The sequence below is a fragment of the Burkholderia latens genome (assembly GCF_902499045.1).
Lineage (GTDB): Bacteria > Pseudomonadota > Gammaproteobacteria > Burkholderiales > Burkholderiaceae > Burkholderia > Burkholderia latens.
In genome coordinates this window covers 1-23645 of record NZ_CABVPL010000040.1, presented here as the reverse complement: position 1 = coordinate 23645, position 23645 = coordinate 1, and the positions used below count along the sequence as shown (strand labels likewise).

Annotated in this window: 23 protein-coding genes; 14 read left to right on the top strand and 9 right to left on the bottom strand. The window is 67.4% G+C overall.

What is annotated here, in order from left to right:
• Positions 1-221 precede the first annotated feature (221 nt).
• Together BSE24067_RS23225 and BSE24067_RS23220 are read left to right on the top strand one after the other, a co-directional pair.
• A complete protein-coding gene (locus BSE24067_RS23225; RefSeq protein ID WP_151062468.1) occupies positions 222-1328 on the top strand; it encodes an aromatic ring-hydroxylating oxygenase subunit alpha in 1107 nt (368 codons plus the stop codon).
• Between the two features lie 117 nt (positions 1329-1445).
• Positions 1446-2315, top strand: a complete 870-nt coding sequence (locus BSE24067_RS23220) for a sulfurtransferase (protein WP_151062469.1) — start codon at positions 1446-1448, stop codon at positions 2313-2315.
• 84 nt (positions 2316-2399) lie between these two features.
• Here BSE24067_RS23220 and BSE24067_RS23215 read toward each other — a convergent pair whose 3' ends face one another.
• From BSE24067_RS23215 to polA, 3 genes are all read right to left on the bottom strand, one after another.
• Positions 2400-3275: a dienelactone hydrolase family protein gene (locus BSE24067_RS23215; RefSeq protein ID WP_151062470.1), complete on the bottom strand. Its 876-nt coding sequence runs from the start codon at positions 3273-3275 to the stop codon at positions 2400-2402.
• A 423-nt stretch (positions 3276-3698) separates the two neighbouring features.
• Positions 3699-5033 carry an NAD(P)/FAD-dependent oxidoreductase gene (locus BSE24067_RS23210; RefSeq protein ID WP_151062471.1) on the bottom strand — a complete coding sequence of 445 codons (1335 nt, stop codon included), beginning with the start codon at positions 5031-5033 and terminating at the stop codon, positions 3699-3701.
• A gap of 286 nt (positions 5034-5319) precedes the next feature.
• Positions 5320-8073, bottom strand: a complete 2754-nt coding sequence (polA, locus tag BSE24067_RS23205) for a DNA polymerase I (protein ID WP_151062472.1) — start codon at positions 8071-8073, stop codon at positions 5320-5322.
• 1 nt (position 8074) lies between these two features.
• Between polA and BSE24067_RS23200 the strand changes: the two genes are divergently transcribed.
• Positions 8075-8836: an LOG family protein gene (locus BSE24067_RS23200; RefSeq protein WP_151062473.1), complete on the top strand. Its 762-nt coding sequence runs from the start codon at positions 8075-8077 to the stop codon at positions 8834-8836.
• A 393-nt stretch (positions 8837-9229) separates the two neighbouring features.
• Positions 9230-9505 carry a hypothetical protein gene (locus BSE24067_RS23195; RefSeq protein ID WP_151062474.1) on the top strand — a complete coding sequence of 92 codons (276 nt, stop codon included), beginning with the start codon at positions 9230-9232 and terminating at the stop codon, positions 9503-9505.
• 113 nt (positions 9506-9618) lie between these two features.
• On the opposite strand, the gene BSE24067_RS23190 is transcribed toward BSE24067_RS23195, so the two are convergent.
• Entirely contained in the window at positions 9619-11145 is a 1527-nt protein-coding gene (locus BSE24067_RS23190) for an AMP nucleosidase (RefSeq protein WP_151062475.1), read from the bottom strand.
• A gap of 140 nt (positions 11146-11285) precedes the next feature.
• On the opposite strand from BSE24067_RS23190, the gene BSE24067_RS23185 reads away from it, so the two are divergent.
• The 5 genes from BSE24067_RS23185 to BSE24067_RS23165 all read left to right on the top strand — a co-directional run bounded on the left by BSE24067_RS23185 (position 11286) and on the right by BSE24067_RS23165 (position 14827).
• Positions 11286-11693 (top strand): hypothetical protein, encoded by a 408-nt coding sequence (locus BSE24067_RS23185; protein ID WP_151062476.1) that lies wholly within the window; start codon positions 11286-11288, stop codon positions 11691-11693.
• Positions 11694-11801: 108 nt separating this feature from the next.
• A complete protein-coding gene (locus tag BSE24067_RS23180) occupies positions 11802-12800 on the top strand; it encodes a homoserine kinase (protein ID WP_151062477.1) in 999 nt (332 codons plus the stop codon).
• Positions 12791-13600 (top strand): BPSS1780 family membrane protein, encoded by an 810-nt coding sequence (locus BSE24067_RS23175; protein ID WP_151062478.1) that lies wholly within the window; start codon positions 12791-12793, stop codon positions 13598-13600. Before BSE24067_RS23180 ends, BSE24067_RS23175 begins: the two co-directional genes overlap by 10 nt.
• Before the next feature lie 185 nt (positions 13601-13785).
• Positions 13786-14238, top strand: coding sequence for a MarR family winged helix-turn-helix transcriptional regulator (locus BSE24067_RS23170; RefSeq protein ID WP_151062479.1), 453 nt, complete (start codon positions 13786-13788; stop codon positions 14236-14238).
• A 169-nt stretch (positions 14239-14407) separates the two neighbouring features.
• Complete coding sequence (locus tag BSE24067_RS23165) at positions 14408-14827, top strand: organic hydroperoxide resistance protein (protein WP_006753396.1); 420 nt, start codon at positions 14408-14410, stop codon at positions 14825-14827.
• Between the two features lie 110 nt (positions 14828-14937).
• Here BSE24067_RS23165 and BSE24067_RS23160 read toward each other — a convergent pair whose 3' ends face one another.
• Both BSE24067_RS23160 and BSE24067_RS23155 read right to left on the bottom strand, forming a co-directional pair.
• Positions 14938-15114 carry a DUF3563 family protein gene (locus tag BSE24067_RS23160; protein WP_151062480.1) on the bottom strand — a complete coding sequence of 59 codons (177 nt, stop codon included), beginning with the start codon at positions 15112-15114 and terminating at the stop codon, positions 14938-14940.
• Between the two features lie 81 nt (positions 15115-15195).
• Complete coding sequence (locus tag BSE24067_RS23155; protein ID WP_151062481.1) at positions 15196-16305, bottom strand: extracellular catalytic domain type 1 short-chain-length polyhydroxyalkanoate depolymerase; 1110 nt, start codon at positions 16303-16305, stop codon at positions 15196-15198.
• A gap of 247 nt (positions 16306-16552) precedes the next feature.
• Between BSE24067_RS23155 and BSE24067_RS23150 the strand changes: the two genes are divergently transcribed.
• The 4 genes from BSE24067_RS23150 (at position 16553) to BSE24067_RS23135 (ending at position 19715) form a co-directional block, all read left to right on the top strand.
• On the top strand, positions 16553-17251 hold the full coding sequence (locus tag BSE24067_RS23150; protein ID WP_151062482.1) for a phosphatase PAP2 family protein: 699 nt from the start codon (positions 16553-16555) through the stop codon (positions 17249-17251).
• Between the two features lie 137 nt (positions 17252-17388).
• Positions 17389-18186: a molybdate ABC transporter substrate-binding protein gene (modA, locus tag BSE24067_RS23145; protein WP_151062483.1), complete on the top strand. Its 798-nt coding sequence runs from the start codon at positions 17389-17391 to the stop codon at positions 18184-18186.
• Between the two features lie 10 nt (positions 18187-18196).
• A complete protein-coding gene (gene modB / locus BSE24067_RS23140; protein WP_151062508.1) occupies positions 18197-18874 on the top strand; it encodes a molybdate ABC transporter permease subunit in 678 nt (225 codons plus the stop codon).
• Between the two features lie 139 nt (positions 18875-19013).
• A complete protein-coding gene (locus tag BSE24067_RS23135) occupies positions 19014-19715 on the top strand; it encodes a sulfate/molybdate ABC transporter ATP-binding protein (protein ID WP_151062484.1) in 702 nt (233 codons plus the stop codon).
• A gap of 220 nt (positions 19716-19935) precedes the next feature.
• On the opposite strand, the gene BSE24067_RS23130 is transcribed toward BSE24067_RS23135, so the two are convergent.
• The 3 genes from BSE24067_RS23130 to BSE24067_RS23120 form a co-directional block, all read right to left on the bottom strand.
• Entirely contained in the window at positions 19936-20775 is an 840-nt protein-coding gene (locus tag BSE24067_RS23130) for a TOBE domain-containing protein (protein ID WP_151062485.1), read from the bottom strand.
• Positions 20776-20821: 46 nt separating this feature from the next.
• The gene (locus BSE24067_RS23125) at positions 20822-22402 is read right to left on the bottom strand and encodes a CHAD domain-containing protein (RefSeq protein WP_151062486.1); all 1581 of its coding nucleotides are present in this window, start codon (positions 22400-22402) and stop codon (positions 20822-20824) included.
• Positions 22403-22540: 138 nt separating this feature from the next.
• The gene (locus BSE24067_RS23120; RefSeq protein ID WP_151062487.1) at positions 22541-22924 is read right to left on the bottom strand and encodes a tautomerase family protein; all 384 of its coding nucleotides are present in this window, start codon (positions 22922-22924) and stop codon (positions 22541-22543) included.
• Positions 22925-23034: 110 nt separating this feature from the next.
• Here BSE24067_RS23120 and BSE24067_RS23115 point away from each other — a divergent pair.
• On the top strand, positions 23035-23645 hold a 611-nt coding region (locus tag BSE24067_RS23115), incomplete at its 3' end, for a LysR family transcriptional regulator (protein WP_174904866.1).

The window sequence follows — 23645 nt, the reverse complement described above, 5'->3', positions numbered from 1 at the left end:
GAATTTTCCGACCTGCTGACTTGGGCGCCCGGGCAGGCGTCGGGGCCCCTTCCCGGGCACACATTGTGCGCCAATCGGTCGCAGCCCGACAAAAAATTGACACAAATCAGGCACTTAATCCTGGCCATGCGGGGCGAACCGGGTATAATTCTCCGTTTCCCTAAATCGATTTTTCGATGGTTGGGTTGTTCACTGCTTTCACGCTAACACCGGGAGTGGGAATGTCCAATCTGAGCGATGCGCTTCAGTTGAAGTCGGCTCACAGCCAGCTTCCAGTCACTGCATATTTCGATGAGGCGCTGCTTGAGCGCGAGATCGAAACCCTCTTCAAGAAAGGTCCTCGTTACGTCGGGCACGAGCTGATGGTGCCCGAGGCGGGGGATTACTTCGCGCTGCCGTCCGAGAAGGAAGGCCGCGTGCTGGTCCGCAATACGGCGAACCAGGTCGAACTGCTGTCGAACGTGTGCCGTCACCGGCAGGCGATCATGCTGAACGGGCGTGGCCACACGCAGAACATCGTGTGTCCGCTGCACCGCTGGACGTACGATCTGGAAGGCCAGCTGCTCGGCGCGCCGCACTTCCCCGACAAGCCGTGCCTGAACCTCGGCAAGAGCCCGCTGCAGAACTGGCAGGGGCTGCTGTTCGAGGCCGAAGGCCGCAATGTCGCGCGCGATCTCGCAAACCTCGGCACGAAGCATCACTTCGACTTTTCCGAGTACCTGTTCGATCACGTCGAAGTGCACGAGTGCGATTACAACTGGAAGACGTTCATCGAGGTCTACCTCGAGGATTACCACGTCGTCCCGTTCCATCCGGGCCTCGGCAGCTTCGTGTCGTGCGACGATCTCAAGTGGGAGTTCGGCGACTGGTACAGCGTGCAGACGGTCGGCGTGCACAACGCGCTCGCGAAACCGGGCAGCGCGACCTACCGGAAGTGGCACGAGCAGGTGCTCAAGTTCCGCAACGGCGTGCCGCCGGAGTTCGGCGCGATCTGGATGGTCTATTACCCGGGCCTGATGATCGAGTGGTATCCGCACGTGCTCGTCGTGTCGTGGCTCATTCCGCGCGGGCCGCAGAAGACGACCAACATCGTCGAGTTCTATTATCCGGAGGAAATCGCGCTGTTCGAACGCGAGTTCGTCGAGGCCGAGCGCGCCGCATATATGGAGACGGCCGTCGAGGACGACGAAATCGCGATGCGGATGGACGCCGGCCGCCGGGCGCTGATGGCGCGCGGCGAATCGCAGGTCGGCCCTTACCAGAGCCCGATGGAAGACGGCATGCAGCACTTCCACGAGTTCCTGCGCCGCCAGCTCGGCGACATCTGATCCCGCGCGCGCCGCACCGGCGCCGCACGGGATTCGGCATATGAAAAGACGGGTTTCGGCCCGTCTTTTTTTGTTTAGACTTGGAGTATCAGGCCGTTTGCACTCCAGGGAGCCGTCATGCCACACACCCACTACACCACGCTCATCTCCGCAGCGAATCTCGCCGAGCGTCTGGCCGCGGCGCCGGGCAGCGTCGCCGTGTTCGACTGCCGCTTCGACCTCGTCGATCCGGCCGCGGGGGAAGCCGCCTATGCAGCCGGCCACATTCCGGGCGCGCAATATCTTCATCTCGACCGCGACCTGTCCGGCCGCAAGACCGGCACCAACGGCCGCCATCCGCTGCCGACGCGCGATGCGTTCGCCACGCTGATGGCGAACCGCGGCGTCAGGCAGGGCCAGCAGGTCGTTGCCTACGACGCGCAAGGCGGTGCGTATGCGGCGCGGCTGTGGTGGCTGCTGCGCTGGCTCGGGCACGATTCCGTCGCGGTGCTCGACGGCGGCCTGCAGGCATGGGAAGCAGCCGGCCAGCCGCTGACGGCCGACGTGCCGCACCCGGCCGCGGGCGACTTCCGCGCGGGGGCGCCGCTCGACTCGACGGTCGACGCGGCGGCCGTGCTCGCGAACGTGACGTCGGCCACGCGCGTCGTGATCGATGCGCGTGCGCCGGACCGCTATCGCGGCGAAAACGAAACGATCGATCGTGTCGGCGGCCACATCCCCGGCGCACGCAACCGTTTCTTCAAGGACAACCTGACCGCCGACGGCCGCTTCAAGAGCGGCCATGAACTGCGCGAGACGTTCACCGCGCTGCTGGCCGGCACCGAGCCGAACAACGTGATCCTGCAATGCGGGTCCGGCGTGACCGCATGCCACAACGCGCTCGCACTCGAGGTCGCGGGGCTGCACGGCGCGTCGCTGTATCCGGGCTCGTGGAGCGAATGGAGCGCCGATCCGTCGCGGCCGATCGCAACCGGCCCGAATCCGTAAGCACTCGCGCGGCGCGACGAGGATGCCGCGGCGGCCGATGCCGCGGCGGCCGATGCGGCCGCGACAGTTGCCGCCGTTCGGCGTTTACATCACGCCGTACTTGTGGAACCACTCGATCGCGCGCTTCCAGCCGTCCTCGGCATCGCCTTTCACGTAACTCGGCCGGTAGTCGGCGAAGAACGCGTGACCGGCATCCGGATACACGACGATCTCCGACTGGCGAGCGAGCGGCGAATCGCTCGTCTGGATCGCCTTGCGCATGTCGGCGAGCGATGCCTGCGTGATGTTCGTATCCTTCTCGCCGTACAGCCCCAGCACCGGCACCTTCAGCAACGACGCATGGTCGACCGGATTGAACGGCGTCATCTCGTCGGTCTTGCCCTCGACGAACCCGTACCACGCGACGGCCGCGCGCACATGCGGATTGTGCTCCGCATACAGCCACGCCTGACGGCCGCCCCAGCAGAACCCCGTCACGCCGACACGCGACAGGTCGCCGCCGTTCTTGCCGGCCCACGCGACGGTCGCGTCGAGATCCTCCGTGACCTGACGGTCCGGCACCTTGCTGATGATGTGGTCGTACAGTTCCTTCATCGTCGGATACTTTGCCGCGTTGCCCTGCCGCGCAAACAGGTCGGGCGCGATCGCCAGATACCCGAGCTTCGCGAAGCGGCGGCACACGTCCGCGATATGCGCGTGCACGCCGAAGATCTCGTGGATCACGATGACGACCGGCAGGTTCGTCTTGTCGACCGGTTGCGCGCGGTACGCGGGGATGCTCGCATCGCCCGAGCGGATCTCGATGGTGTCGACGTCCAGGCCGGCGGCGTCGGTCGTGACCGTCTGCGCCGATACGGGCAGCACCGCCGCCGCGAAGGTGCCGCCGAGCGCGGCCTGCATGAACTTGCGGCGCGAGAACGGAACGTGGGGAACCAGGCTGTCGACTTCGGGTTTCAACATGAATGCACTCCTCGATTGGGCGCCGCCGCCGAGGCCGCGAACCGGGCCCGACGGGGCATCGCGCCGGCGGACGGCGCGGATGTCGCGGCGGTTGGCACCCCGCCGCCACGCGAAAACCCGGACAAGATGCCCAATATTCCGTTGTCGCGTCAACTGTCAGATGTGTAAGACTCGATTACGAACGCGTGAGCCGGTCGCGTCGATCGCGGCACCGACGTGGCGACCGCGCGGTGCCGTCCGCACGCGCCGCACAGCAGCCGAGCGCCGTTGCGCGACCGAATGCGTGCGCATGCAACGAAGAACCGCGTGCGGCAAACGGCGCCGCATGCGCATGCGCGATCATCGCGTTCCCGAAACGACTACGGGCACGAAACCCGCTCGATGCGCGCTTCCTGCCCGTCCGTGCGAAACCGTCCGCCCGTGTCAGTGCAGCTTGACGCGCGGCAGCGTCGTGCGGCGCAACCAGTGCGCGACCGTATCGAGCATCATCCGCGGATAGCCGTGGAGCGCCGCGATGTGCAGCCGGTACAGCGACATGTACATGAACCGCGCGAACAGCCCTTCGATCAGCATGTTGCCGCCGATCAGCCCCCCCATCAGGTTGCCGACCGCACTGAAGTGGCCGAGCGACACGAGCGAGCCGAAATCGCGATACGTGAATTCGGGCAGCGGCCGGCCGTCGAGCCGGCAGCCGATCGCGTTCAGCAGGAAGCTCGCCTGCTGGTGCGCGGCCTGTGCGCGCGGCGGCACGTTGCGTTCGTTGCCCGGCCACGCGCAAGCCGCGCAGTCGCCGAGCGCGAACACGTTGTCGTCGGTGAAGGTCTGCAGCGTGCGGCGTACGTCGAGCTGGCCGAGCTTGTTGACCTGCAGGCCGTCGAGATGCGACAGCACCGCCGGCGCCTTGATGCCGGCCGCCCAGACCGTGAGATCCGCGCGCACCGCCTTGCCGCTCGCGGTATGCACGACACCGGGCCCGACCTCGGTCACCCGCTCCGACAGCATCAGCCGCACGCCGAGTTTTTCGAGCAGCTCGGCCGTTGCGGTCGACACGCGCTCCTGCAACGCCGGCAGAATGCGCGGCCCCGATTCGATCAGCACGATCCCGACGTCGTGCCGCGGATCGAGCTTGTGCAGCCCGTACACGGACAACACCTGCGCGGTATTGCGCAGCTCCGCAGACAATTCGACGCCGGTCGCACCGCCGCCGACGATCACGACCTGGATGCGCGGCTCGGCCGCCGCACCGGGCGCGGGCTCCACTGGCGCCTGATGCTCGGCGCGCATGCACGCGGCGATCAAGCGCTTGCGGAAGCGCTCGGCCTCGCCCACCGTATCGAGCGCGATCGCGTTTTCGGCCGCGCCCTGCACGCCGAAGAAGTGGGTCGTACTGCCGATCGCGATCACCAGCGTGTCGTATTCCAGGTCGCGCGCGGGCAACAGTTCCTCGCCGTCGCTGTCGTTGACCGGCGACAGCGTGATGCGCTTCGCCGCGCGGTCGAGCGCGGTCAATTCGCCCTGCTGAAACTCGAAGCCATGCCAGCGCGCCTGCGCCGCGTATTCGAGCTCCTGCGTGAACGGGTCCATGCTGCCGGCCGCGACTTCGTGCAGCAGCGGCTTCCAGATGTGGGTCGGATTGCGGTCGACGAGTGTGACCAGCGCACGCGCGGGACGATTGCCACGCGCACCGTAACGGTCGCCGAGCCGCGTCGCCAGTTCCAGGCCGCCCGCGCCACCCCCTACGATGATGATCCGATGCATCTGATTCCCCCTTTGCGATTCGAAACTGCTGCCGCCGGACGATGCAGACGCGATCCGTTCGCGCCGCCCGTTGGATTAACCGGTCCGGACATCATCGTTGTGCAGTTCGAAGCACTTCGATGCGCGCGATACCGGAAAGCGGAACGCGCAGCGCGCCGCCCCGCGACAATGACCTGACTGATGTGCATTGTCCGGGAGCTTGCGCGTTGACGACAAGCAAACCATCTCGATATTCAGCATCCCTGCAACAATATGCCGCGGGAAACGGGGTTCGCGCGGGGGTGCGTCAGTGTGCCTCTTCCCAGTTCGCGCCGGCACCGACTTCGGCGACCAGCGGCACCTTCAGCTTCGCGACCCCGCACATCATTTCCGGCAGCTTCTCGCGCACGAGCGGCAGTTCGTCGTCGGGCACTTCGAGCACCAGTTCATCGTGCACCTGCATGATCATCCGCGACGCGAGCCGGTCGCGCGTGAGCCAGCCGTCCACCGCGATCATCGACAGCTTGATCAGATCGGCCGCGGTGCCCTGCATCGGTGCATTGATTGCCGCGCGCTCGGCGGCCTGCCGGCGCGGCCCGTTGCCGCCGTTGATCTCCGGCAGCCACAGACGGCGGCCGAAAACGGTTTCGACGTAACCCTTGTCCTTCGCGGCGGCGCGCGTGTCCTCCATGTACTGCGCGACACCGGGGTAGCGCGCGAAATAGCGGTCGATATAGAGCTTCGCCGCATCGCGCGTGATGCCGAGGTTCGATGCGAGGCCGAACGCGCTCATCCCGTAGATCAGCCCGAAGTTGATCACCTTCGCGATCCGGCGCTGGTCGGAGTTGACTTCCAGCGGCGTCACGCCGAACACTTCGGCGGCCGTCGCGCGGTGAATGTCCTCGCCCTGCGAGAACGCGCGCAGCAGCGACGCGTCGCCGGAGATGTGCGCCATGATCCGCAGTTCGATCTGCGAATAGTCGGCCGACACGATCCTATGGCCCGGCGATGCGATGAACGCTTCGCGGATCCGCCGGCCTTCGGCCGTGCGCACCGGAATGTTCTGAAGATTGGGATCGTTCGATGCAAGCCGGCCGGTGACGGCGACGGCCTGCGCGTAGTTCGTGTGCACGCGGCCCGTCGCCGGGTTCACCATGCGCGGCAGCTTGTCGGTGTACGTCGACTTCAGCTTCGACAGCCCGCGATGCTCGAGCAGCAGCTTCGGCAGCGGATAATCCTCGGCCAGTTTCTGCAGCACTTCTTCGTCGGTCGACGGTGCGCCGCTCGGCGTCTTCTTCACGACCGGCAACTGCAGCTTCTCGAAGAAGATCTGCCCGATCTGCTTCGGCGAGCCGAGATTGAATTCGCCGCCGGCCAGTTCGTACGCCTGCCCTTCGAGTTCGATCAGCCGCGTCGCGATCTCGCTGCTTTGCGCCTGCAGCAGCGCGTCGTCGATCAGCACGCCGGTGCGCTCCATCTTGCGCAGCACGAGCGATACCGGCATCTCGATGTCGCGGTACACGCGCTCGAGGCCCGGTTCGCGCGCGACCTGCGGATACATCGCGTGATGCAGTTGCAGCGTGATGTCCGCATCTTCGGCCGCGTACGCAGCGGCCTGGTCGAGCGCGACCTCGTCGAAGCCGATCTGCTTCGCGCCCTTGCCGGCAACGTCTTCGTACTTGATCGTCTTGACGCCCAGATGACGCAGCGCGAGGCTGTCCATGTCGTGCGTGCGGTGCGATTCGAGCACGTACGATTCGAGCAGCGTGTCATGCTCGATGCCGTTCAGTGCGATGTCGTAGTTCGCGAGCACCTGCGCGTCGTACTTCAGGTGCTGGCCGACCTTCTTGCGATCGGCCGATTCGAGCCACGGCTTCAGACGCGCGAGCACGTCGTCGAGCGGCAGCTGCTCGGGCACGTCGGGGCCGCGATGCGCGACCGGCAGATACGCAGCCTTGCCCGGCTCGACCGCGAACGACAGGCCGACGAGCCGTGCGGTCATCGGATCCAGCGACGTGGTTTCGGTGTCGAACGCGGTCAGTGCGGCCGCATCGATCTTCGCGAACCACGCGTCGAACTGCTCCCAGGTCTGGATCGTGTCGTATTCGCGGACGACGTCCGTCGCCACCACCGGCGCGGGATCGCCTTCCGGCGCATCGGCGCCGCCGCCTTCGGCGGGCGCGCTCTCGACTTCGCGCAACCACGTCTTGAAGCCGTAGCGCGCGAAGATGTCGCGCAGCAGGTCGCGCGCTTCGCCGTCCGTCTTCAGCGACGCTTCGATCGATTCGAGATGCGGCGCGAGATCGCATGATGTATCGACGGTCACGAGCTTGCGGCCGAGCGGCAGGAAATCGAGCGCGCGGCGCAGGTTGTCGCCGACCACGCCCTTGATCTCGCCCGCATGTTCGATCACGCCGTCGAGACTGTCGTATTGCGACAGCCACTTCACGGCCGTCTTCGGCCCGCACTTCTCGACGCCCGGCACGTTGTCGACGGTGTCGCCGATCAGCGCGAGGTAATCGATGATGCGCTCGGGCGGCACGCCGAACTTCGAGATCACGCCCTCGCGATCGAGCGTTTCGTTCGTCATCGTGTTGACGAGCGTGACGCGATCGGTCACGAGCTGCGCGAGATCCTTGTCGCCGGTCGACACGATCACGTTCATCCCGTGCCGCTCGGCTTCGCGCGCGAGCGTGCCGATCACGTCGTCAGCCTCGACGCCCTCGACCATCAGCAGCGGCCAGCCGAGCGCGCGCACCGCGCCGTGGATCGGCTCGACCTGCAACGCGAGGTCGGGCGGCATCGAAGGCCGGTTTGCCTTATAGTCGGCATAAAGGTCGTCGCGGAACGTCTTGCCCTTTGCATCGAACACGCAAGCGCTATACTCTGCACTGACTTCCTTGCGCATACGGCGCAGCATGTTGATGATTCCGTAGAGCGCTCCGGTCGGCTCCCCGCCAGGGCCACGCAAATCAGGCATCGCATGGTAAGCCCGATACAGATAGCTCGAACCGTCAACCAATAGCAGGGTCTTACCTTCCAGATTTCGTTCTTCAGGCATTATGAACAAGAGAAAAGTGATTCCGAGTCTGCGTTCGCTCGCAGATCAAGAACGCGCGACGGCCAAGAAGGCGCGCGCATCGTGGCAGATGTTCACGATTATGGCAGAGTTTATCGAGGCGACCGAGTACCTGTCGGAGATCCGCCCGGCCGTCAGCATCTACGGTTCTGCCCGTCTGAAACCCGACACGCCGCACTACAAGCTCGCGGTGCAGATCGCACGCAAGCTGTCCGACGCCGGCTTCGCCGTGATCTCCGGCGGCGGCCCCGGCATCATGGAAGCCGCGAACAAGGGCGCGCACGCCGGCAAGGCGCCGTCGGTCGGCCTGAACATCGAATTGCCGCACGAGCAGGCCGGCAACCACTACCAGGACATCTCGCTGCGCTTCCGCCATTTCTTCACGCGCAAGGTCACGTTCGTGAAGAACTCCGACGCGGTGATCGTGATGCCGGGCGGCTTCGGCACGCTCGACGAACTGTCCGAAGTGCTCACGCTGATCCAGACGAAGAAGTCGCGCCTCGTGCCGATCATTCTCGTCGGCAGCGAGTTCTGGAAGGGGCTGCTGCAATGGTTCCGCGACCAGCTGATTCCGAACGGCCTCATCAATCCGGAAGACATGGACCTGATGCAGGTGATCGACGATCCCGACCAGGTGCTCGACGCGGTGCTCGCGTTCTACGAGGACAGCGGCGACGAAGAAGGCTCGGACGGTGGCGACGATCACCCGCCGCCGCCCGAAGAAGACCGCATGTTCTATCTGTAATTCGATCGATGTCGATGGCCGGCTTCACGGTCGGCATCTCGCTTCGCGCGCGGCAGGCCCGGCGATTTCGCCGCCTGCCGCGTGTCATTTGTAACATCGCATTATTCGCGCGGTGCCGCCGCGCACCGCCGAATGTCAAATCCGCATGGCCCGCATCGCTCGACGCGGTTGCCACGCTCCGCGCCTGCGGCGCGTCAATGTCAAATCGTGCGGGCTGCCATTCCGCGGCCCGGCCTGCGTCGCGACAATCCGCCGTAACAAACTCGTCTCGCCTTTTTCGCGCCGCACCCGCACACTTGCTGTCGTCGGCGTGGCGTCCCCCCGGTGGAACGATCCCCCCTCGCGTCCATCGCGTCGCGCCGGCCTTTCGACAACGACATCACGGAAAACAACATGAAACGCTCGCTGATCGCCGCGGCCTTCGCCGGCCTCGGTCTTTCGCTGTCCGGCCTCGCTCACGCCGTCAACGTCGACGTCAACATCGGCACGCCTGCGCCGGTCGTCGTCGCGCCTGCGCCCGTGGTGGTGATCGGCTGGCACGGCGACCGCTACTGGGACGGCCACCGCTACTGGGAGCGCCGCGAATGGGAAGACCACGAGCGCCATCATGGTCGCGAAGGCCGCGGCTATCACTGCCCGCCGGGACACGCGAAGAAGGGCGAATGCTGAACGCGTGAACGCCGGGCCGATCGGCCCGTGCGCCGAAGCGGAAAGAACGAGGCCGCACGCGAACGAGAGTTCGCGTGCGGCCTTTGTCGTTGCAGGCCCAGCGGCGTAGTCCGTTACTGGAACGCCACTTCCGCGAAGCTGCGCAATTTGCGGCTATGCAGCTTGTCGAGCCCGTTCGTGCGCAGGATCTCCATCGCCTTCACACCGATCTGCAGGTGTTGATCGACCTGCCCGCGATAGAACGTGTCGGCCATGCCCGGCAGCTTCAGCTCGCCGTGCAGCGGCTTGTCCGACACGCACAGCAGCGTGCCGTACGGCACGCGGAAGCGGAACCCGTTCGCGGCGATCGTCGCGCTTTCCATGTCGAGCGCGATCGCGCGGCTTTGCGACAGCCGTTGCACGGGCTCGCGGTGATCGCGCAGTTCCCAGTTGCGGTTGTCGACGCTCGCGACCGTGCCCGTGCGCATCACGCGCTTGAGTTCCGCGCCTTCGAGCCGCGTGACCTCTGCCACGCCGCGCTCCAGCGCGAGCTGCACTTCCGCGAGCGCCGGGATCGGCACCCACAGCGGCAGGTCGGCATCGAGCACGTGATCCTCGCGCACGTAACCGTGTGCGAGCACGTAGTCGCCGAGGCGCTGCGTGTTGCGCAGGCCCGCGCAGTGGCCGAGCATCACCCATGCATGCGGACGCAGCACCGCGATGTGGTCGGTGATCGTCTTCGCGTTCGACGGGCCGACGCCGATGTTGACCATCGTGATCCCGCTGCCGTCCGCGCGCTTCAGGTGATACGCGGGCATCTGCGGGAGCCGCGGCGGCGCGGTGCCCTCGGCCGCCTCGCTGCCGAGGTTCGCGTTGTACGTGACGACGTCGCCCGGCTCGACGAACGCGCTGTATTCGCTGCGGTACGCGCGCACCTCGGGATCGTCGCTTTCCGTCATCATCGTGCGGCCGAGCTTCACGAACTCGTCGATGTAGAACTGGTAATTCGTGTAGAGCACGTAGTTCTGGAAGTGCGTGGGTGACGTCGCCGTGTAGTGGCGCAGCCGGTGCAGCGAAAAGTCGACGCGCGCCGCGGTGAACAGCGCGAGCGGATGCGGCTCGCCGGGCGCCGGCTCGAACGTGCCGTTGACGATGCGGTCGTCGAGGTACGACAGGTCGGGCGTGTCGAAGATGTCGCGCATCGCGAGCAGGCGGTCGCGGTCGAGTTCGCCTTCGAGATGGATGCCTTCGGGAAACGCAAAATGAACGGGGATCGGCTGCGACGACACGCCGATCTCGATCTTCACATGGTGGTTCTTCGACAGCAGGCGCAGCTGCTCGCGATAGTAGTTCGCGAACAGGTCCGGGCGCGTGACGGTCGTCTCGAACACGCCGGGGCCCGCGACGAAGCCGTACGACCGGCGCGAATCGACGTGCGTGTTGACGTCGGTACGGATCCGCACGAACGGATAGCACGCACGCACGTGCTCGGTGAACGGTTCGTGGCGGCGATAGCGCGCGAACGCGTCGCGCAGGAAGCCGGTATTGGTGTCGTAGATGGCCGACAGCCGCGCGACGGCGGCGATGGGATCGTCGAAAGCTTCGACGGGCGGGCTCTCGGGCGTCAGCACCCGGTGCCGGCGGCTCAAATCGTTCTTCATTTTCATCACCTCGTCTGATCGAACGACATTACCACGGAACCCGGTCACGCTCATGGCCGCGCGCTTGCATGCCGCTTGCACGCGAGGGCCGGCCCGCGCGCAGTATTTGCTAAAATCGGCAGGTTCACTGGAGACTCATCATGAAGCCGCTCATTCTCGTCGCCGCTGCCGCCGCGTTTGCTGGCACGTTTGCCGCCGCCGGCGCCGCTTACGCCGCCGGCGGCACGCCCGACGCCGATGCACAGGCGCGGGCCGAGGCCAACGAAGCCGCCGGTCTGCCCGATCTCCGCAAGATCAACCGGCCGGGCGCCGAAGTCACGTCGAAGGTCGACTTCGCGGACATTCGCCGCACGCCGAGCTTCCACGAGAAGAGCAAGAACGGCACCGAAGTCACCGAGTATCGCGATCGCGGCAAGCCGGTCGAGATCGACGTGAAGTCGAATTTCGGCACGCGCTACCAGATGAGCTCGACGCTCGACACGTCGCCGAAGCCGCACGACGCGGGCATCCCGGTCACGCGCCTGCCTTCGGTCAACCTGCGCTACTGATTTCCCGCCGCGCCGCGCCCGTTCCGACGCGGCGCGCAGGCTCCTCGTTCACCTCCTGTCGCGCCGTACGCCGCCGCGCGTGCCGACAACTGATCAGACGCATCTCGCATGGCCGTTTTCACCGCTGTTTCCGACTCCGATCTCGCGCAATGGATGCGCCACTACGAACTGGGCGACGTGCTGGCGTTCCGCGGCATCCCGTCCGGCATCGAAAACAGCAATTTCTTTCTGACGACGACGCGCGGCGAGTACGTCCTGACGATCTTCGAGAAGCTGACGGCGGAGCAACTGCCGTTCTACCTGGACCTGATGCGGCACCTGGCGAGCCACGGCGTGCCGGTGCCGGATCCGGTCCCGCGCGATGACGGCGCGCTGTTCGGCGAGTTGCACGGCAAGCCGGCGGCGATCGTCACGAAGCTCGACGGCGCCGCCGAACTCGCGCCGGGGGTCGAACACTGCATCGAGGTCGGGCAGATGCTCGCTCGCCTGCACCTCGCCGGCCGCGACTATGCGCGCGAGCAGCCGAACCTGCGCAGCCTGCCGTGGTGGCAGGAGAACGTACCGGCGATCGTCCCGTTCGTTTCCGGCGCGCAACGCGCGCTGCTCGAGGGCGAGCTCGCGCACCAGACGGCGTTCTTCGCGTCCGACGACTACGCGGCCCTGCCCGGCGGCCCGTGCCACTGCGACCTGTTCCGCGACAACGTGCTGTTCGCGCACGCGGCGCCGGATACCGGCCATGCGGTCCGGCTCGGCGGCTTCTTCGACTTCTATTTCGCGGGTTGCGACAAATGGCTGTTCGACGTCGCGGTGACCGTCAACGACTGGTGCGTCGACCTTGCAACGGGCGTGCTCGACGTCGCGCGCACGGATGCGCTGGTGCGCGCGTACCAGACGGTCCGGCCGTTCACGGCCGAGGAGCGCCGCCACTGGAGCGACATGCTGCGCGCGGGCGCGTACCGCTTCTGGGTGTCGCGCCTGTACGACTTCTACCTGCCGCGCGCGGCCGAAATGCTCAAGCCGCACGACCCCGGTCATTTCGAACGGATCCTGCGTGAGCGTATCGCGCACACGCCCGTGCTTCCCGAGACCCATACCGCATGCAACTGATCGAAGTGCCCGCGAAAGCGGGCTATGTCTGGTTCCGTCAAGGCATCTGGCTGTTCCGCCGGAATCCGCTCGCGTTCATCACGCTGTTCTTCACGTACCTGCTGGCGATCACGCTGGTGTCGATGGTGCCGGTGATCGGCGCGGCGCTGCCGCTGCTGTTCATTCCCGGCATCGCGGTCGGCTTCATGGCCGCATGCCGCGACACGGTGGCCGGCAAGCCGGTGATGCCGACGATCCTGATCGACGGCTTCCGCTCGTACGGCTCGGCGACGACGCAACGCCTGCTGGTGCTCGGCGTCGTCTATGTCGTGCTGATGGTGCTGGTGTTCGCCGCGTCGTCGATCATCGACGGCGGCGGGCTGCTACACATGATGCTCGGCGCGACGGGCGACACGAACACGACACCCGAAACGCTCGCCACGCAGGGCACGCTCGGCGCGCTGCTGTTCGCGACGCTGCTCTATGCGCCTGTCGCGATGCTCTTCTGGTTCGCGCCGGTGCTCACCGCGTGGCACGACATTCCGCCGGCCAAGGCGCTGTTCTTCAGCGTCGTCAGCTGCTGGCGCAATCGCGGCGCATTCGTCGTGTACGGGCTGCTGTGGTTCGGCGTCGCGCTCGGCACGTCGTTCGGCCTGTCGCTGCTGCTGCAGGCGCTCGGCGCCGGCGCATACGTGCTGACGATCATGATGCCGGTGACGATCGTCATCGTCACGATGATGTACTGCTCGTTCTACGCGACGTATCGCGGCTGCTTCGGCGTGCAGGAGCCGGGCGCCGCGACGCCCACGTCCGGCCGCTGACGGCGGCACGGCCGGCCGCGCGTGCGCTGCCGGCCGTCGATCTGCTCCCCTGTCGCCCCGGCGCCGGTCCTCTCCCACCGGCGCCTGCCGCCGATTCCCGCAGCGCGCTCCTGTTCAACTAGACCTTTTGCGCGCAAAATGATTTGTGTGCAAATCGTTAGCGCGTAAGCCACGCGCCCCGGATCATGGACCGCCTGCCCCCGCTGCCCCAGACGCTCGACGAGCAACTCTGCTTCGCGCTCTACTCGACTTCGCATGCGATGACGAAGGCGTACAAGCCGTTGCTCGACAAGCTGTCGCTGACGTATCCGCAATATTTGGCGATGCTCGTGTTGTGGGAGCGCGACGACATTGCGGTGAAGGACATCGCCGCCCGCCTCGACCTCGACCCGGCCACCGTCACGCCGCTGCTGAAGCGGCTGGAGGCACTCGGCTATGTCGAACGCGCGCGCAGCGCGTCCGATGAGCGCGTCGTCAACGTACGCGTGACCGCGGAAGGCCGCGCGCTGAGGGACAAGGCGCGGTCCGTGCCCGCCGAACTCTTTTGCGCGATGCAGCAGACTCCCGAGTTCCTCGTCCGGCTGCGCGCGGATCTCCAGCAGCTGCGCAGCGCGTTGTCGGCGTCGAACGAAGACTGACGAAAGCCGGCGAACCGCGGTAGATCCTGGACGGGCCCGGCGCTCCCGGGCTCTTTCTTCAAAATTTCGTTTGCACACAAATTATTTGTTCTCTATATTTTGTCCGTGGCCGGCGACATCGCGTTTGCCCGGACCGCTTTCCTCTCATTCTTCCGACAGGAGCTGCACGATGAACATTCTGTACAAGACCAGCGCCACGAGCACAGGCGGCCGCGACGGCCGCGCGGTATCCGCCGACAACAAACTGGAAGTGAAGCTGGCCGCGCCGCGCGAGCTCGGCGGCACGGGCGCAGAAGGCACGAACCCGGAGCAGCTGTTTGCCGCAGGTTACTCGGCCTGTTTCCTGAGCGCGATGAAATTCGTCGCCGGCCAGAACAAGCAGACGCTCCCGGCAGACACGCAAGTCACCGCGGAAGTGGGCATCGGCCCCAACGACGCAGGCGGCTTCGGCCTCGACATCGAACTGCGCGTGTCGCTGCCGGGGCTCGACAAGGCGGACGCGCAGGCGCTGGTCGACAAGGCGCACCACGTGTGTCCGTACTCGAACGCGACGCGCAACAACGTGCCGGTGCGTCTGACGGTTATCTGACGCACCGCTCGACGCCGAATGCAAAAAGGGCATGTGCGGCTGCCTGCCGCACACGCCCTCTTGCGTAATGCGTTGCCACGCCGGCTGCGCGCCGGCCCGCGCTGCGCTGCTTAACGCGCGCCGAACGAGAACGGACGGTTCATCGCCGCTTCACGATCGATCTTGCGCATGCGGAATTCGAGATCGTAGATGTCGGTGGCTTCGGCCAGGTACGCGTCGGCGCGCTCTTTCGCGGCCTTTTCGGCGTTCTTGGTCAGCATCAGGAAGAGGTGGCTCAGCAGGTACATGATCGATCTCGCTTTCCAAAGGTTCTTTGACTAGGGTTTTCCCGAATTATAGGGAAAACCCTAGTCTTTGGCTAGCATCGATCAAACGGTGCGTCGTTCGGTCGCCACAGTGCGACGATTCTGTTCGAAGAAAGACCAGATCATCGCGCTCGCGTCGGGGCCGACCGCCGCATGAAACGGCACCGCCTCGTCACCGCCGGACCACGCGTGATCGAGCCCCTTCACGTGACAAAGCCGCACGACCGTCTCGCCCTCCCGGCGCACGTCGGTGATCTGCGCGCCTGCGCCGCGCGTTTCCACGCGCTCGCCGCCGCGCAGCGCGCCGCGGCTATCCGCGAGCCCGTTCAGGCGCATGAACTGCACCGTCAACTGATCGGCATTCTTCGGCGCGACGACGCGATCGCCGTCGCCCTGGACGATCAGCGCAGGCATTCCCGGATACGTACTGGCGTCGACGAGCGCGTCGACGGTAGCGGCCGGGTTCTGCCGCAGCCCGCGCCGCATCACGTCCATCGCCGTGATGCCGGAATTCGCCTCGCCGAGCGCGGGGCCCGAGTGCAGCGCGACCGCGGCAAAGCGGTCCGGATGATGCAGCGCGAGCAGCGCCGCGAGGCCCGCACCGGCCGACAGCCCAGCGACGTAGACCCGCGACGCGTCGAAGCCGTGCTCGTCGACGAGGGCATCGACGAGCGACGCGACCGCATCCGCTTCGCCGCGGCCCGCGCGGTCGGTGTCTTCATACCAGTGCCAGCAGCCATGCGCGTGCGCGCGCTGCGACTGCTCGGGGTAAAGCACCGCGAAGCCGTGCTGGTCGGCCAGCAGGTTCATCCGCGTACCGTGTGCGAACTCGTCGGCCGACTGCTTGCAGCCGTGCAGCATCACGACGAGCGGCCTCGGGCCGCGCGAGCGGCCGGGCGGTATATAAAGCGCGTAAGCGAGCTGCTGGACCAGGCGGCCCAGCGCCGGCGCCATCGGATGCTCGCCGCGCGTCCATTCGCCGGCCGCCCAGGCGGCCACGCGCGGCCGCACGCGCGACTCGCGCGGCGGCGACGGAGCGGTTGCGGCTGGCGACGCTGCGGCCTCGAGCGCATCGCGCGCGATCCGCTGCGCGTCACGCGCCGCGCGTTTGGCGGCCGGAGACAACATGCGTTTCATGCCGCCCAGCCATACCTTCGTCAGACTTTTGGTCATCGATCAGGCTCGCAGTCAGGAAAAATAGGGGTACGACAGTCGGTGCATCGTTCAACTTTGTGCAATGCACCATAACACTGTTTCTGGGATTTTTCCTGCGCGCGGATAGTTCCCCGCCGGGCAAAAAACGGGCCGCGAGCACACGCGGCGCTATACTCGGGTCTAACCGCTTGTATCCGTTGTAGTCGTTCTTCCCGGCTCGCGCGTTGATTTGAGCATTCGTCCCGCCTCTGCCCGTTCCCTCCCGATGTTCGACCTGTCCTCTCACCTGTGGATCACGATCACCGCGTTCGGTGGCGCCGGCCTGACCTTGCCGCTCGCGATCACGATCGCCGTGTGGCTCGCGCTCGGCTACTCGTGGCAGCGCGCCGCCGCATGGCTCGGCGTGCTCGCGGCCGCGATCGGCGTCGTCGCGCTCACGAAGATCGCGTTCCTCGGCTGGGGCATCGGCATCCGCGCGTGGGACTTCACGGGATTCAGCGGCCACGCGATGCTGTCGACGTCGGTCTATCCGGTCGCGATCTTCCTCGCGCTGATTCGCACGCGCACGCCGGTGCGGATCGCCGGCATCGCGCTCGGGCTCGCGGCCGGCATCGCGGTCGGCGTGTCGCGCGTCGCGCTCGACGCGCATTCGCCGTCCGAGTCGATCACCGGCTGCATCGTCGGCGCGATCGCCGCGCTCGCGTTCATCGCCGGCTCGTGGCATGCGGTGCCGCACCGGTGGTCGGTGCCGGCGGTCGTCGTGAGCCTCGTGCTCGTCACCGTCGCGCTGCATGGCATCACGGTGCCGTCGCACCGCTGGGTCACGCGGGTGGCGCTGGAGCTGTCGGGGCACGAGCGGCCGTTCGTGCGCGCCCGATGGAAGGCCAATCCGAATTACCGGCCGGCGTCGCAGCCGTCGTCGCTGCACCGCACCGGATCGCCCGCGCCGCTGCTGCACGCGTGACCGGCCGCGCACGCGTCGTTCCAGCCGCCTTGCCAGTCTGAAGGTTTGCATGCGCACCGCCGCATGAGCGGTATGTCGAGCGTTATAGCCCGCGCTATATTACGATTACGGTTTTCGACCATTCCAACGATCCGACCATGCGCTCGACCGTTCGCCCGCTTCGCCGCACCCTGCTTCGTCTGCTGCCGCTCGTCACGCTCGCCGCAGGAATCGCGTCGAGCGCACCGGCTTGCGCCGCCGACGAACTGGTCGTGTCGGCGGCCGCGAGCCTGACGAACGCGTTCAAGGCGGTCGGCGATGCGTACCAGAAGCAGCATCCGGATACCAAGGTGCTGTTCAACTTCGGCGCGTCGGACGTGCTGATGCAGCAGATCGCCAAGGGCGCGCCGGCGGACGTGTTCGCGTCGGCCGACCAGAAGGCGATGGATCGCGCGGTCGCCGAAAAAGTCGTCGTGCCCGGCACGCGCCGCGATTTCGCCGCGAACTCGCTCGTGCTGATCGTGCCGGCGGACAGCCGCGCGGCCGCGCCGGCGTCGCTCAACGAACTGACGGGCCCCGGCGTGAAACGCATCGCGTATGGCGACCCGGCGTCGGTGCCGGTCGGCCGATACACCGAAGCGGCGCTACGCGCGGCAGGCGTGTGGGACGCGGTCAGCGCGAAGGGCGTGCTGGCCGCCAACGTGCGCCAGAGCCTCGATTACGTCGCGCGCGGCGAAGTCGACGCGGGCTTCGTGTTCGGCACCGACGCCGCGATCATGCCCGGCCGCGTGAAGGTCACGCTGACCGTACCGACGCAGACGCCCATCACCTATCCGATCGCGGTGGTCAAGGACAGCCGCCATGCCGCGCAGGCGCAGTCGTTCATCGACTTCGTCGCGTCGCCGCAGGGCCAGGCCGTGCTGTCGACGTTCGGCTTCAAGCCCGCGGGCAAGTGAGTACGCGATGATGCAGGACGCGTGGGTACCGCTGCTGCTGTCGCTGAAAGTCGCCGGCTGGGCGACCGCGCTCGACATCGTGCTCGGCGTCGCCGCTGCGTTCGTGCTCGCGCGCTGGCGTTCGCCGATGCGCGACGTGGTCGATTCGCTGCTGACGCTGCCGCTCGTGCTTCCGCCGACGGTGCTCGGCTACTACCTGCTCGTGCTGCTCGGCCGGCGCGGCGTCTTCGGCGCGTGGCTCGACCGGCTCGGCATCGAGCTCGTCTTCACGTGGCAAGGTGCGGTGATCGCGTCGATGGTGGTCGCGTTCCCGCTGATCCTGAAATCGGCACGCGCGGCATTCGAGAGCGTCGATCCGCATCTGGAGCGCGCGGCCCGCACGCTGGGGCTCGGCGAAGCCGCGGTGTTGTTCCGCGTGACGCTGCCGCTTGCCGCGCGCGGCATCCTGGCCGGTGCGCTGCTCGCGTTCGCGCGCGCGCTCGGCGAATTCGGCGCGACGCTGATGATCGCCGGCAACCTGCCCGGCCGCACGCAGACGCTGTCGGTCGCGATCTACGCGGCGGTGCAGGCCGGCGACGACGCCACGGCCAACTTCCTCGTGCTCGTCACGTCGATCACGTGCGTGCTCGTGCTGCTCGCGACCGGCTGGCTCGTGCCGTCGCGCGCCGGACGGAGTCAGCCGACATGACGCGCACGCCGCATCGACTTTTGCGTCCGCATCGGCATCGCCGGGCCGCGCCGGTCGCGCCGGTCGCGGCGACGTGCGCCGGCGCCGACACCGCGCACGCGGTCTTGCGCGCGGGCGGCGCCGCACGACGGAGGTCCGCATGAGCATCGCCGTCGATATCCGCAAGACCTACGCGAATGCCGAGCGCCGCTTCACGCTCGACGTGTCGTTCGCCGCCAATGCGCAGCGGGTCGTGCTGTTCGGGCCGTCCGGCGCGGGCAAGAGCATGACGCTGCAGGCGATCGCCGGCTTGCTGTCGCCGGACGAAGGCACGATCACGCTGAACGGCGAGCCGCTGTTCGACGCCGCGCGCGGCATCGACGTGCCGACCCGCGCGCGCCGCGTCGCTTATCTGTTCCAGGATTACGCGCTGTTTCCGCATCTGAACGTGCGCCAGAACATCGCGTTCGGGCTCACGTCCGGGCTGCGCAATCCGCGCGCGAAAACGGTGCCGCCCGAAGTCGCTTACTGGCTGCAGGCGTTCGAGCTCGACACGCTCGCCGGGCAGTTTCCGGCGCAGCTGTCGGGCGGACAGAAGCAGCGCGTCGCGCTCGCGCGCGCGCTGGTTGCGCAGCCGCGCATCCTGCTGCTCGACGAGCCGTTCGCGGCGCTCGACGGCGCGCTGCGGCAGCGCATGCGCGATGAGCTCGCCGAACTGCAAGCGCGGCTCGACATCCCGATGGTGCTCATCTCGCACGACCCCGACGACGTCGCCGCGTTCGGTGACCAGGTCGTGCAGTTGAACGAAGGGCGGGTGCAGCCGGCAGCGCCGCACGCCGAGCGGCCGACGCGCGTCGCCTGAGCGCGAAGGGTTGGCCGTCGCGGCCATGTAGGAGCCTGAGAGAAGCCGCCCGGGGCGGAATACGATGGAACAAGCCGTATGCGGCAGCGGGGCCGGCGCGTCGTGCACGTCGGGGGCGCCGGTTTCGCCTCGTCGGCCGTGGATCTGCGGCGGCGTTCGGCGTTCGGCACGCAGCATGCAATTCGGCGATGGCCCGCCCCCGCTCCACCCTCGCGCACGCTCAGCCCGTCACCGCGAGAATCACGCTCGATGCCTTGAACAGCGCAATCGCACGCCGCCCGGTGTCCAGCTGCAACGCGCGAACGCTGTCGTTCGTGACCACCGCCGTGAGGGTGCCGCCGCCGTCGAGCGCCAGCGTCACCTCGCTGTTGACCGCACCCGCCGCGACGGCGTCGACGGTGCCACGCAGTTGATTCCGTGCGGATACCTTCAACGCCCCTTCGCCGTCGTCGTCGACCGCCAGCACGACCCACGACGCCTTCACGAGCGCGCATGCAGCGGCGCCCGGCTGCAGGCCAAGCGCGTCGGCGCTTTCGTGCGTGAGCACCGCGACGATCGCCTGCCCGCCGGGCAGCACGAGCGTCACCTCGTCGTTCACCGTGCCGCGCACGATCGACTCGACCTTGCCGAACAACTGGTTGCGCGCGCTCGTCTTCATCCCGATCCGGCCGATCAGCGCCCAGTCGACGTCGAAACCGGACACCGCCGCGCTGGCGGCGTCGATGAAACGGCGATGCTCGCGCTCGATCGTACGGAACGCCGTAATCAGCGACGTCGCGCGCGGCGTCAGCGTCGTGCCGCCGCCGCCCTTGCCGCCGGTCGACCGCGTGACGAGCGGCTCGCCGGCCAGATTGTTCATCGTGTCGATCGCGTCCCACGCGGCCTTGTAGCTGAGGCCGACGGCCTTCGCCGCACGCGTGATCGAACCGGTCTCGCCGATCGCCGCGAGCAGCGCGATGCGGGTCGCGCCGCCGAGCGTCTGCTCGCCTGCACACAGCCACAGCTCGCCGCCGAGTTCGAGCGGTGCGGCGGAGGAAGAAGGAGGCGACGCGTCGGTCATCGGTCTGTCCGAAGAAAACGGGGAGCCATTATAGTGAGCGCGCCGCTCAACGCGATCGGGCATCGAGCTTCGGCGGACGCAGGCTCGCGAGCAGCGCCTCGGCGTCGCGCGCCGCGCGCTGTTCCAGCGCGGCGCCGTAGCCGCGCACGAAGCCGAGCTGATAGGCGGGCGCCGCCAGTTGCTCGAGATGATGCAGCGCGACGATCGCGTCGTTCGCTTCGCCGAGCACGCTCTGCACACGCGCGAGCGTCTTGACCGTTTCGGTGCGCGTGCGACGCGACGCCAGCGACGCGAAGAATTCGAGCGCGTAGCGCAGCCGCTTCGCATCGATCCGCACGCGGTGGCGCGCGGCCGTATCGAGCGACGTGAGCGACGGCGACGCATACAGATGACCGAACAGCCGCCGCACGCGCTTGGTCGCGTGACGCCGCAGCGACGGCGCGCCGTCGTCGCCGGCATCCGGCAGCGCGAGCGTGCTCAACCATTCGAGCCAGCCGAGCGTGAGCCGCGCATAGCGCGCCGAATGCAGCGCCTGGCGCAGTTCGACGCGCGCGGCCAGCGCCTGCGCGCGCGCCGCATCGAGCGTGCCGTTCCAGTCCGCGCCGCCGCCGTCGGCTTCGATCAGCCCGGGCAGGCTCTCGGTCGAGAACACGTCCCAGTCGCGCACGGTGCCGAGCAGCGACGCGAGCCAGCGCAGGTCGGCGCCGAAAGTTTCCTTCCATCGATCGTCCGCGAAGCGCGGAAAGAAGCGCATCAGCGTGCGCAGCCGGCGCAGCGCAACGCGCATCTGGTGTACGAACTCGGGATCGTCGCGCTCGAGCACGCCCGCTTCGTTGCCGAGCCATTGCGCGGCGATGTCGCCGGACAGCGCGAACAGCGCGGCCCGCTGCGTGCGGATGCCGGTCAGATCGACGGATTGCGCCTTGATCGGACCGGCGACCGCGGGCTCGCCCGCACACGCGCGATCGATCACGCTCGTCAGCTGCACGAATGCAGGCCATGCGCCGCTCAGTTCGCGCGCGGCAGCGAACAGCGCGCGCAATGCCGCGGTGCGTGCCGCGACGGTTTCCCAGTCGGGCGCCGCGAGCCGCAGTTCGACATGACGGCGCGGCGGCTCGGCGCCGCCGTCCAGCGTGACGTCGTCGAGCGTCATCTCGACCACGACGCCGCTGTCGTCCGCCCATCGCCCGCGCCGCCGCTCGCTGACGAGCCGCAGCGGCACTGGCCCGGTCGATGCGGCGACCGCGGCTTCATCGACGGGGCCGGGCACCCGTTCAGCGCCCTCGCCGGCCACGACGATGCCCGCATGTTCGGCGTCGAACAGCTCGCGCATGACGACGCCGGGCGCGAACGCGTGCGTGCGCGACGCGACGACCCGCCGCCCGTGCGCATTCGACTCGACCCACGTCCACCAGCTTTCGCCGGGGCTCGGCTCTGCCTCCCCGATCCGGCACGGCTCGATCGTCACGCGTTCGTGGCCACGCCGCATCCGCACCTGCGGGCAGATTCGCCACGCGCGGACAAGTTCTGCGCCGAAGTCGCGCTGCTCGCCACGGGCCCGGCTCCCGGTCTTGACCGGCCAACCTTCGAGCGACAGGCACAACACGATTTCCAGCACACGCGACATGGGGGCTCCCGCACATGAACAAGCGCCGGCGCATCCTGCGCGCCGGCGTCGACAGTGAAGCAGCTTCCATAGTACACGGCGCGCCAGCGCGCGGACGACGATCTGGCCCTGCCGCGCTGCCGTACATCAACCGACGTGTCAGACCACGTACTGGGCGATGCCGTTGCCGAACGACCAGTCCTCCTTCAGCACCTCGACGAGGCTGATGAATACGTCCTGAGGCCGCACGCCGGGCTGCGCGGCGAGGTTCTCGGCGATCGTCCGGTACAGCGCCTTCTTCTGCTCCAGCGTGCGCGTGTTGTTCGCGGTGATCTGGATCATCACGAGATCGTCGCTGCGCTCGATGTCGAGGTAGTGGCGGCCGAAGAAGAAATTCTCGGCCGAGTGCTCGGTCACGACCATGAAAATGTCGTCCTCGGGCACGTTGAAGGTGTGCCTCAGCGCGCGATGCACGCCGTCGACGAGTGCCGCGCGGTAGGCGGCCGGTTTGCCTTCGCGTACTGCGATACGGGTGAACGGCATGATCCTGCTCCTTTCGGTGACGTTGGCTTTCGAAAAACGCCACGTCAGGTTAGGCGCGCATAACTATAATGAACAGTCATTCATCAATATTTCATCCATTTACATCTGAAATGAAAGTCCTCGACCTCGATGCGGTGCGCGCGTTCGTGCTGGTCGCCGATCTCGCGAGCTTCACGCGCGCCGCCGACGCGCTCGGCACCACGCAGTCGGCCGTCAGCCTGAAGCTGAAGCGGCTCGAGGCGCACCTCGGCAAGCCGCTGCTCGCGCGCACGCCGCGGGTCGTCAAGCTCGCGGCCGACGGCGAGAACTTCCTGCCGGCCGCCCGCGCGCTGCTCGACGCGCACGACCAGGCGCTCGGCGCAATCTCGGCCGGCACGCACAGGCTGTCGCTCGGCGTCAGCGAGCACGTCGCCGTGCCGGACCTGCCGGCCGTGCTGACCAGCCTGCACCGGCAGGATCCGGGGCTGTCGCTGGAAATGCACCTGGGGATGTCGGCGAACCTGCTCGCGCAATACGACGAACGGCGGCTCGACGCAGCGATCGTCCGGCACGAACCGGGCGAGGATCCGCCGCGCGACGACGGCGCGCTGCTGTTTACCGAACCGCTGGCATGGCTCGCCGCGCCGGACTGGGCGCCGCGCGCGGGCGAGCCGCTGCCGCTCGCGGTACTGGCCGGGCCATGCGGCGTGCGGGCCGCCGCGCTGCGCGCGCTCGACCATGC

Bases quoted from the DNA above. Each gene is read 5' to 3' on its own strand.
- BSE24067_RS23225 (WP_151062468.1), top strand. From the start codon at position 222: ATGTCCAATCTGAGCGATGCGCTTCAGTTGAAGTCGGCTCACAGCCAG.
- BSE24067_RS23220 (WP_151062469.1), top strand. From the start codon at position 1,446: ATGCCACACACCCACTACACCACGCTCATCTCCGCAGCGAATCTCGCC.
- BSE24067_RS23215 (WP_151062470.1), bottom strand. From the start codon at position 3,275: ATGTTGAAACCCGAAGTCGACAGCCTGGTTCCCCACGTTCCGTTCTCG.
- BSE24067_RS23210 (WP_151062471.1), bottom strand. From the start codon at position 5,033: ATGCATCGGATCATCATCGTAGGGGGTGGCGCGGGCGGCCTGGAACTG.
- polA (WP_151062472.1), bottom strand. From the start codon at position 8,073: ATGCCTGAAGAACGAAATCTGGAAGGTAAGACCCTGCTATTGGTTGAC.
- BSE24067_RS23200 (WP_151062473.1), top strand. From the start codon at position 8,075: ATGAACAAGAGAAAAGTGATTCCGAGTCTGCGTTCGCTCGCAGATCAA.
- BSE24067_RS23195 (WP_151062474.1), top strand. From the start codon at position 9,230: ATGAAACGCTCGCTGATCGCCGCGGCCTTCGCCGGCCTCGGTCTTTCG.
- BSE24067_RS23190 (WP_151062475.1), bottom strand. From the start codon at position 11,145: ATGAAGAACGATTTGAGCCGCCGGCACCGGGTGCTGACGCCCGAGAGC.
- BSE24067_RS23185 (WP_151062476.1), top strand. From the start codon at position 11,286: ATGAAGCCGCTCATTCTCGTCGCCGCTGCCGCCGCGTTTGCTGGCACG.
- BSE24067_RS23180 (WP_151062477.1), top strand. From the start codon at position 11,802: ATGGCCGTTTTCACCGCTGTTTCCGACTCCGATCTCGCGCAATGGATG.
- BSE24067_RS23175 (WP_151062478.1), top strand. From the start codon at position 12,791: ATGCAACTGATCGAAGTGCCCGCGAAAGCGGGCTATGTCTGGTTCCGT.
- BSE24067_RS23170 (WP_151062479.1), top strand. From the start codon at position 13,786: ATGGACCGCCTGCCCCCGCTGCCCCAGACGCTCGACGAGCAACTCTGC.
- BSE24067_RS23165 (WP_006753396.1), top strand. From the start codon at position 14,408: ATGAACATTCTGTACAAGACCAGCGCCACGAGCACAGGCGGCCGCGAC.
- BSE24067_RS23160 (WP_151062480.1), bottom strand. From the start codon at position 15,114: ATGTACCTGCTGAGCCACCTCTTCCTGATGCTGACCAAGAACGCCGAA.
- BSE24067_RS23155 (WP_151062481.1), bottom strand. From the start codon at position 16,305: ATGACCAAAAGTCTGACGAAGGTATGGCTGGGCGGCATGAAACGCATG.
- BSE24067_RS23150 (WP_151062482.1), top strand. From the start codon at position 16,553: ATGTTCGACCTGTCCTCTCACCTGTGGATCACGATCACCGCGTTCGGT.
- modA (WP_151062483.1), top strand. From the start codon at position 17,389: ATGCGCTCGACCGTTCGCCCGCTTCGCCGCACCCTGCTTCGTCTGCTG.
- modB (WP_151062508.1), top strand. From the start codon at position 18,197: ATGCAGGACGCGTGGGTACCGCTGCTGCTGTCGCTGAAAGTCGCCGGC.
- BSE24067_RS23135 (WP_151062484.1), top strand. From the start codon at position 19,014: ATGAGCATCGCCGTCGATATCCGCAAGACCTACGCGAATGCCGAGCGC.
- BSE24067_RS23130 (WP_151062485.1), bottom strand. From the start codon at position 20,775: ATGACCGACGCGTCGCCTCCTTCTTCCTCCGCCGCACCGCTCGAACTC.
- BSE24067_RS23125 (WP_151062486.1), bottom strand. From the start codon at position 22,402: ATGTCGCGTGTGCTGGAAATCGTGTTGTGCCTGTCGCTCGAAGGTTGG.
- BSE24067_RS23120 (WP_151062487.1), bottom strand. From the start codon at position 22,924: ATGCCGTTCACCCGTATCGCAGTACGCGAAGGCAAACCGGCCGCCTAC.